At 66.3% G+C, this 7,903-nt stretch carries 8 protein-coding genes; 1 reads left to right on the forward strand and 7 read right to left on the reverse strand.

The window, feature by feature from the left end:
• Window positions 1-6 precede the first annotated feature (6 nt).
• The 5 genes from BHE01S_RS27780 to rimO all read right to left on the reverse strand — a co-directional run bounded on the left by BHE01S_RS27780 (window position 7) and on the right by rimO (window position 5,489).
• The gene (locus BHE01S_RS27780) at window positions 7-1,212 is read right to left on the reverse strand and encodes a cystathionine beta-lyase (RefSeq protein WP_042269551.1); all 1,206 of its coding nucleotides are present in this window, start codon (window positions 1,210-1,212) and stop codon (window positions 7-9) included.
• Between the two features lie 102 nt (window positions 1,213-1,314).
• Window positions 1,315-1,914, reverse strand: coding sequence for a hypothetical protein (locus BHE01S_RS27785; RefSeq protein WP_042269553.1), 600 nt, complete (start codon window positions 1,912-1,914; stop codon window positions 1,315-1,317).
• A 59-nt stretch (window positions 1,915-1,973) separates the two neighbouring features.
• A complete protein-coding gene (bktB, locus tag BHE01S_RS27790; protein ID WP_042269556.1) occupies window positions 1,974-3,158 on the reverse strand; it encodes a beta-ketothiolase BktB in 1,185 nt (394 codons plus the stop codon).
• Between the two features lie 40 nt (window positions 3,159-3,198).
• Window positions 3,199-4,146, reverse strand: coding sequence for a sugar kinase (locus BHE01S_RS27795; protein ID WP_174479536.1), 948 nt, complete (start codon window positions 4,144-4,146; stop codon window positions 3,199-3,201).
• 5 nt (window positions 4,147-4,151) lie between these two features.
• Window positions 4,152-5,489: a 30S ribosomal protein S12 methylthiotransferase RimO gene (gene rimO / locus BHE01S_RS27800; protein WP_042269560.1), complete on the reverse strand. Its 1,338-nt coding sequence runs from the start codon at window positions 5,487-5,489 to the stop codon at window positions 4,152-4,154.
• A gap of 317 nt (window positions 5,490-5,806) precedes the next feature.
• On the opposite strand from rimO, the gene BHE01S_RS27805 reads away from it, so the two are divergent.
• A complete protein-coding gene (locus tag BHE01S_RS27805; protein WP_042269562.1) occupies window positions 5,807-6,097 on the forward strand; it encodes a helix-turn-helix domain-containing protein in 291 nt (96 codons plus the stop codon).
• Between the two features lie 150 nt (window positions 6,098-6,247).
• Here the strand turns inward: BHE01S_RS27805 and phaR are convergent, their stop codons facing one another.
• A complete protein-coding gene (phaR, locus tag BHE01S_RS27810; protein ID WP_042269564.1) occupies window positions 6,248-6,853 on the reverse strand; it encodes a polyhydroxyalkanoate synthesis repressor PhaR in 606 nt (201 codons plus the stop codon).
• A gap of 150 nt (window positions 6,854-7,003) precedes the next feature.
• Window positions 7,004-7,744 carry a 3-ketoacyl-ACP reductase gene (locus BHE01S_RS27815; protein ID WP_042269566.1) on the reverse strand — a complete coding sequence of 247 codons (741 nt, stop codon included), beginning with the start codon at window positions 7,742-7,744 and terminating at the stop codon, window positions 7,004-7,006.
• Window positions 7,745-7,903: the final 159 nt, after the last annotated feature.

Consider the following 7,903-nt stretch of genomic DNA (forward strand, 5'->3'; position numbering starts at 1 on the left):
CGCAGGTTATTCAGGCGTGCTTGTTTTTTCCGCGAGCCTCGCGAGCGCACGTTCGATATCGGCACGCAGATCGGCTTCGTCTTCGAGACCGATGTAGAAGCGCACCAGCGTGCCGCGATGCGGCCAGCTCGCAGCCGTGCGCATCGAACCGACGTCGTACGGCATCGCGAGGCTATGCGCCCCGCCCCAGCTCCAGCCCAATGCGAAGAGTTCGAGCGACTCGCAGAACGTGTCGATCTGCGCCGCGCTGTAGCGCTCGTCGAACACCACGGAAAAGAGGCCACCCGCGCCCGTGAAGTCGCGCTGGTAGAACTCGTGGCCCGGGCAGTCTTCGAACGCCGGATGCAGCATCGCCGCGATTTCGGGGCGCGTCTTGAGCCAGCCGGCGAGTGCGAGCGCGGTGCGATCGTGCGCCTCGAAGCGCGCCTTCATGCTCGGCAGCGCGCGCAGCACGAGCGAACAGTCGTCGACCGACACGCCAATGCCAAGCCGCATGCGTGCGGCCTTGAGCTTCAGATAGAGGTCGCGATCGGCCGTGATGGTCGCGCCCATCAGCACGTCGCTGCCGCCCGACTGATACTTGGTGAGCGCCTGCACCGAGATGTCGATGCCGTGCTCGAACGGCTTGAAGGCGAGACCCGCGGACCACGTATTGTCGATGGCCGCCACGACATTGCGTGCGCGCGCCGCCGTCGTGATCGCGCGCACGTCGGGCACTTCCATCGTCACCGAACCGGGCGCTTCCAGCCAGATCAGCTTCGTGTTCGACTGGATCAACCCGGCGATGCCCGCACCGATCATCGGATCGTAATAGCGCACCGTAAGGCCGAAATCTCGCGCGAGCCAGTCGCCATGATCGCGGTTCGGCGAATAGACATTATCGGGAATCAGCACGTCGTCGCCCGACTTCAGCAGTCCGAAGTAGACGTTCGAGATGGCCGAGAGGCCCGAAGGTTGCAGTAGCGCGTGCTCGCCGCCCTCGATTTGCGCGATGCGCTTTTGCAGCATGGCCGAGGTGGGCGTGGCATGCAGGCCGTAGCGCCATTGCGCGTCGTTGCGCCAGTCGAGTGCGCGAACCGAAGCGAGGTCGGGAAACACCACGGTCGAAGCCCGCGTGACCGGCGCGGCAAACGATTCGAAGCCGGGCGTCAGGTCGTCTTGCGGGTGAACGATGCGCGTTTGCAATGCGCGGCGGGAGTCGGATTGGGTCATGTCGGAGCGTATTCGGATTAAGGCGCGATGATGTTGCGGTGCGCGGCTTGCGCAATGGCGCGCGCGACGCCGCATGCCGAAGGGTAACACCTGCGGCGGCGCTTATTGCCCGATGACGAGATTGCTCACGCCGTTCACGGCATGCGCGCCGTTCGGCGTCGTCGCGCTCGCGCCCGCCGCGCTGGTCGGGACGGCCGCAGCCCCCGCGGCGTGCGGCTTCAGGTCGAACGGCACCGGGTGGGAATCGTCCGGGTCCATGCGGTCGCCCGAAAGCGAGCCGTCCTCGGCGAACGTCCCCACCCAGTTGCCGGTGATGTGCGTGCCGTCGTTCGAGTCCTCGGCTTCGAGCGTGGCATCCGCGCGGTCGCCGGCGATCAGGATCACTTCGCCGGTGTCCGTGAACTGATATTCGCCATGCACGCCGGTCGGGTCGTCGTCGCCAGCCCTGGCGCCAAGGCGCATGACGATCTGGCGTTTGCCGAGCGTGCCGACGTATTGCGGCAGCGTCGCGAACTCGGGGTTCGGCTTGAGCGTGGATTTGACCGGCGGCTGTGCGCCTGCGTCCTGCGCGCGCGCCGCGAGCGGCAGCGTGAGGACCATGGCCGCGGCAACTGCGGCCACGATCCAGCCGCGCGCCCGCGTGGCGCCGCCCCGTTTGTCGGCCGCGCCCGACGGCCGCTGTGCCTGCGTCAATACTTCCATCTGAATCCTTTCTTCACTTGCACAGCGGCCTCGCGCGAGCCGCGCGTCACGACCCGGCATCAGAGCCGTTCGAAAACGGCCGCAATGCCCTGGCCGCCGCCGATGCACATCGTCACGAGCGCGTAGCGGCCGCCGATGCGCTGCAGTTCATAAAGCGCCTTCACGGTGATGAGCGCGCCGGTCGCGCCGATCGGGTGGCCGAGCGAGATGCCCGAGCCGTTCGGATTGACCCTGGCCGGGTCGAGCCCGAGCTCCTGCGAGACCGCGCAGGCCTGCGCCGCGAAGGCTTCGTTGGCCTCGATCACGTCGAGATCGTTGACCGTGAGCCCCGCGCGCTCGAGCGCCTTCTTCGTGGCCGGCACGGGGCCGATACCCATGTACGCCGGGTCGACGCCCGCGTGCGCGTACGAAACGAGGCGCGCGAGCGGCTTCACGCCGCGCGCGCGGGCAGCGTCCGCGCTCATCAGCAGCACCGCCGCGGCCGCGTCGTTGATGCCCGAGGCGTTGCCCGCCGTGACCGTGCCGTTCTCCTTCGCGAACACCGGCTTGAGCTTCGAGAAGTCCTCGAGCGTCGCGCCGTGGCGCACGTGCTCGTCGGCGTCGAACCGTACTTCCCCCTTCTTCGACTTGATCGGGATGGGCAGGATCTGATCCTTGAAGCGGCCTTCGGCGATCGCGCGCTCGGCGCGGCGATGGGATTCGAGCGCGAGCGCGTCCTGCGCCTCGCGCGCGATGCCGAACTTCTTCGCGACGTTTTCCGCCGTCACGCCCATGTGGATCGTCTGGAACGGGTCGTGCAGCGCGCCGGTCATCATGTCGACGAGCTGCGCGTCGCCCATGCGCTGGCCGAAACGCGCGGCCGGGATCGCGTACGGCGCGCGGCTCATGTTTTCCGCGCCGCCGCCGATCGCGATGTCGGCGTCGCCGAGCAGAATGGTTTGCGCAGCCGATACGATCGCCTGCAGACCCGAGCCGCACAGGCGGTTGACGGTCAAGGCCGGCGCGTGCTGGGCAACGCCGCCGTCGATGGCGGCCACGCGCGCAAGATACATGTCCTTCGGCTCGGTATGCACGACGTTGCCGAACACCACGTGGCCCACCGCGTCGCCATCCACGTTCGCGCGCGAGAGCACTTCGCGCACCACGCGTGCGCCAAGGTCCGTCGGCGAGAAGTCCTTCAGGCTGCCGCCGAAGTCGCCGATTGCCGTGCGCACGCCGCTTGCCACCACAACTTCGCGTTCCATGATCCTGCTCCTCGTCTTCCTGAATGGATGAATCTTGTAATCAATGCGCCTCGCTCGCGGGCTGACCGGCAAGCAAGCGCTCGACGTCCTCGCGATACGGAATGGGCGCCACCGCGCCAAAACCCAGCGTCGAAAGCGCGGCGGCCGCGTTCGCATAGCGTGCGGCCGTGAACGGATCGTCGCCGGCTGCGAGCCGCGCGACGAATGCGCCACCGAAGCAGTCGCCGGCGCCGGTGGCGTCCACGGCCGCGACCGCGTGGCCCGGCACGACGCGCCGCTCGTCGGGCGTCGCAACGTAGGCGCCGTCCTTGCCCAGCTTCAACGCGACCACGCGGGCGCCACGCGCGAGCAGGTAATCGAGGATCGCGTCGCGGTCGTCGAGGCCCGTGAGCACCGCCACGTCGTCCCAGCTGGGCAGACAGATATCGGTGAGGCGCAGCACCTCGTTCATCACGGCGCGTGCCCGCGCGAGCGGCCACAGCTTCAGGCGCAGGTTGGTGTCGAAGCTCACGCGCACGCCGCTCCCGCGCGCATGCTCGACGGCGGCGAGCGCGGCGTCGCAGGCGCTGTCGCTGATCGCCACGCTGATGCCGGAAAGGTGCAGCACGCGCGCCGCCGCGATGAGGTCGAGCGGCAGATCGCGCGGCGTGTAACGGCTCGCGGCCGAGCCCTTGCGCAGATAGTCGAAGGTATGGCCGCCCGGGCCATGCGAGACGAAGTAGACGCCCGTGGGCGCCGCAGGGTCCACACGCACCGTCGAGGTGTCGACGCGTTCGCGCGTCCACAGATCGATCAGCAGGCGTCCGAAATGATCGTCGCCGACAGCCGAGACGAAGCCCGTGCGCGCGCCCTGGCGAGCCGCCGCGATGGCGAAGTTCGATGCGTCGCCGCCAAAGCCCTGCAGATACTCGGGGCGGTCTTTCGACGCCTGGTTGAACTCGACCATGGCCTCGCCATAAGCGAGGACTTGCGGGGCAACGCTCGCCATGCCGGTCAGACCTCGCCCCAGAGATCGTGGCCATCCGCGCCGGTGATCTTCACCGACACGAAGTCGCCGACCTTGTAGCGCTTCGACGCCCGGGTCGCCGGCGCGACATACACCACGCCGTCGATCTCGGGCGCATCCGCCGCGGTGCGGCCGATGCCGCCTTCGGCGTTGATCTCATCGATCAGCACCTTCAGGGTCTTGCCCACCTTGCGCTGGATACGTTTGGCCGAAACCTGCTCCGCCACTTCCATGAAGCGCGCGCGGCGCGCCTCACGCACCTCGTCGGGCAGCGCGCCGTCGAGCTCGTTCGCGGTTGCGCCTTCGACCGGCGAGTAGGCGAAGCAGCCCACGCGATCGAGTTCGGCCTCGCGGATGAAGTCGAGCAGCGTTTCGAACTGCTCTTCGGTCTCGCCGGGGAAACCGGCAATGAACGTGCTGCGGATCGTGAGATCGGGGCACATTTCGCGCCAGGCCTTCACGCGCTCCATGACCTTCTCCGCGTTCGCGGGACGCTTCATGCGCTTGAGGACTTCGGGATGCGCGTGCTGGAGCGGCACGTCGAGATACGGCAGCACGTGGCCCTTGAACGGACCTTCGGCCATCATCGGAATGACTTCGTCCACGCTCGGATACGGGTAGACGTAATGGAGGCGCACCCAGGCGCCATATTGCGCGGCCAGCTCGCCCAGCGCGGCGACGAGGTCGGTCATGCGCGTCTTGATCGGCTTGCCGTTCCAGAAGCCGGTGCGGTATTTCACGTCCACGCCGTAAGCGCTCGTGTCCTGCGAAATGACGAGCAGCTCTTTCACGCCGGACTTGAAGAGGTTTTCCGCTTCGAGCATGACCTCGGCGACCGGGCGCGACACGAGGTCGCCGCGCATCGACGGGATGATGCAGAACGTGCAGCGGTGATTGCAGCCTTCGGAGATCTTCAGGTATGCGTAATGGCGCGGCGTGAGCTTGATGCCCGCAGCAGGCACGAGGTCGATGAACGGATCGTGCGGCTTGGGCAGATGGCTGTGCACGGCCTGCATGACCTCGCCCACGGCGTGCGGGCCCGTCACGGCGAGCACCTTCGGATGCACTTCCTCGATCAGGTTCGAGCCGCTCGCGCTCGCCTTCTTGCCGAGACAGCCCGTAACGATCACCTTGCCGTTCTCGGAAAGCGCTTCGCCGATGGCGTCGAGACTCTCCTGCACCGCTTCGTCGATGAAGCCGCACGTGTTGACGACCACGAGGTCCGCCCCGTCGTAAGACCCCGAGATTTCGTAACCCTCGGCACGCAGCTGGGTAATGATCTGCTCGGAGTCGACGAGCGCCTTCGGGCAGCCGAGGGAAACCATCCCGACGCGCGGAGCAGGATTGCGGGAGGTCGTTGATTCAACAGGGTTTTTCACGTGTACGTCCGGATGTGGGGCGCAGGGCGAAGATAGCGCCGCGCGGGATCAAGCCAATCCGCCATTTTACCTGTTTGACGTATCGTGCGGCGCAGCATGGTGAGTGCGGGTCTCGTGGCATCAGGGTCGGATGGAATATGGACAGAATCAAACTTTGTTCAGCTATCGCTCGCCTGCGAACTGGGCATCCGGATAATTTCGCCGCGTGCGCACGGCGTGCGCTCAAGCGCAGTCAGAACCGGTTGTGCGGAGAAAGCGAAAACATGGACGAGAAAATGGACCTGTTTCAGGCTGAATCGGTGGAGACGGTGCGCGGGTTGAAAGCGCGCCGGAGCGCCTCGAGTGGCGCGTTGCGCGCCACCGGCCGCAAGCCCACCGCCGCCGCACTCGCGCGGGCGAGCGCGGGCCTCTCGCAAAGCGCGTTTGCGGCACTGCTTGGCGTCTCCACGCGAACGCTGCAGGACTGGGAGCAAGGCCGGCGTCAGCCGACCGGCGCTGCGCAAACCCTGTTGCGGGTGGCCGTGGCGCACCCTGAAGCCTTGCGCGACCTGTAAAGCGCCTGAGGGCGAATGAGGACGGGGGCATCGCGCCCGCTGCCTCGCAACGCGTGGCGCTCGCGCGGCCATGCGCCACCACGGCACCGCGTAAGCGAGAGCGCGCCGCGACTTGCCGGCGCGCGCCACCCGCTGTGTGCGCCGCGCCGCTTACTTCTTCTCTTCCTCGCCGCCCTCGGGTGCGCCCGGCGCCGGCGCCGCCGCGCCGCCCGGCGTCACCGGCTTGAACGGGAAGCTGCTGAACATGTTCTTCGCCTGGTTTTGCATCTGCTCCTGCATCTGCACGAACATGTTCTTCGACTGCTCGATGTAGCTCGTCATCATGCCCTGCATCATCGGCGCCTGCATGTTCATGAACTGCGACCAGACCTCGGGATTCATCGCATTGCCTTCGTAGAGGCTCTTCGACTGGTCGGCGAGTTTGTTCTGGATGTCGATGAACGCCTGGATGTTCTTTTCCAGGTAGGTGCCCATCATGCCCTGCATCGCATGACCATAGAAACGGATGATCTGCGACAGCATCGACGACGAGAACATCGGCAGACCGCCGCTTTCCTCTTCGAGAATGATCTGCAGCAAGATGCTGCGCGTCAGATCCTCGTTGGTCTTCGCGTCGATGACCTTGAACTCCTCCTGCTCCAGCACGAGTTGCTTCACATCAGTCAACGTGATGTACGTGCTCGTCTCCGTGTCGTACAGCCGACGATTCGGATATTTCTTGATGAGACGTTCGGCGGTTTTCTTTGTAGTCGTCATGTGTCGCCCTTGTTAGCGCCAACGCGCGGCGGCCGCTGCCGTCGCGCGTTGGTCTAGCCCGTCAAACGTGCCTGCCCCGGTGAGCAACAGGCCCGCTGCCGTCCTCGATCCCGGCTTCGCACGCCCCCTGCAGGCGCGCTGCGCCTGGGATCAGCCCATGTGCAACCCGCCATTCAGCGAGAAGTCAGCACCGGTTGCAAAGCCTGACTCGTCGGACGCGAGCCACGCCACGATCGAGGCGATTTCCTCCGGCGCGCCGAGACGGCGCACGGGAATCGTCGCGACGATCTTTTCCAGCACGTCGGGACGGATGGACTTCACCATGTCCGTGCCGATATAGCCCGGCGAAACGGTGTTGACCGTCACGCCCTTGGTCGCCACTTCCTGGGCCAGCGCCATCGTGAAGCCGTGAATGCCGGCCTTGGCCGTGGAATAGTTGGTCTGTCCGAACTGCCCCTTCTGGCCGTTCACCGACGAGATATTGATGATGCGGCCCCAGCCGCGCTCGACCATGCCGTCGATCACCTGCTTCGTCACGTTGAAGAGGCTCGTGAGATTGGTGTCGATCACCGCCGTCCAGTCCTCGCGCGTCATCTTGCGGAAGACGACGTCGCGCGTAATGCCGGCATTGTTCACGAGCACGTCGATCTCACCGACCTCGGCCTTGACCTTGTCGAACGCCTGGCGCGTCGAATCCCAGTCGCCCACGTTGCCTTCCGAGGCCACGAAGTCGAAACCGAGCGCCTTCTGATCTTCCAGCCACTTCACGCGGCGCGGCGAATGCGGGCCGCAGCCAGCGACTACCTTGAAACCCTGCTTGGCGAGGCGCTGGCAAATGCCCGTGCCGATGCCGCCCATCCCGCCCGTTACATATGCAATACGCTCTGACATAAACCACACTCCATTATCGTTTTCTGGCTGCGCCGTTCGACGCCGCCGGCCTCGCTCCTTCCCGCTGCCTCCGCCTGCGCCGCTCGCGGTGATGGGTCGCCCCGCGGGTCACAAGCCAGGCGCCGGGACGGACCGCAAGCGGCCCACCCCGGCAATCAC

The sequence above is a fragment of the Paraburkholderia heleia NBRC 101817 genome, from assembly GCF_000739775.1.
Taxonomy (GTDB): Bacteria; Pseudomonadota; Gammaproteobacteria; order Burkholderiales; family Burkholderiaceae; genus Paraburkholderia; species Paraburkholderia heleia.

Coding starts and splice junctions, on each gene's coding strand:
- BHE01S_RS27780 (WP_042269551.1), bottom strand. CDS start 1,212: ATGACCCAATCCGACTCCCGCCGCGCATTGCAAACGCGCATCGTTCAC.
- BHE01S_RS27785 (WP_042269553.1), bottom strand. CDS start 1,914: ATGGAAGTATTGACGCAGGCACAGCGGCCGTCGGGCGCGGCCGACAAA.
- bktB (WP_042269556.1), bottom strand. CDS start 3,158: ATGGAACGCGAAGTTGTGGTGGCAAGCGGCGTGCGCACGGCAATCGGC.
- BHE01S_RS27795 (WP_174479536.1), bottom strand. CDS start 4,146: ATGGCGAGCGTTGCCCCGCAAGTCCTCGCTTATGGCGAGGCCATGGTC.
- rimO (WP_042269560.1), bottom strand. CDS start 5,489: ATGGTTTCCCTCGGCTGCCCGAAGGCGCTCGTCGACTCCGAGCAGATC.
- BHE01S_RS27805 (WP_042269562.1), top strand. CDS start 5,807: ATGGACGAGAAAATGGACCTGTTTCAGGCTGAATCGGTGGAGACGGTG.
- phaR (WP_042269564.1), bottom strand. CDS start 6,853: ATGACGACTACAAAGAAAACCGCCGAACGTCTCATCAAGAAATATCCG.
- BHE01S_RS27815 (WP_042269566.1), bottom strand. CDS start 7,744: ATGTCAGAGCGTATTGCATATGTAACGGGCGGGATGGGCGGCATCGGC.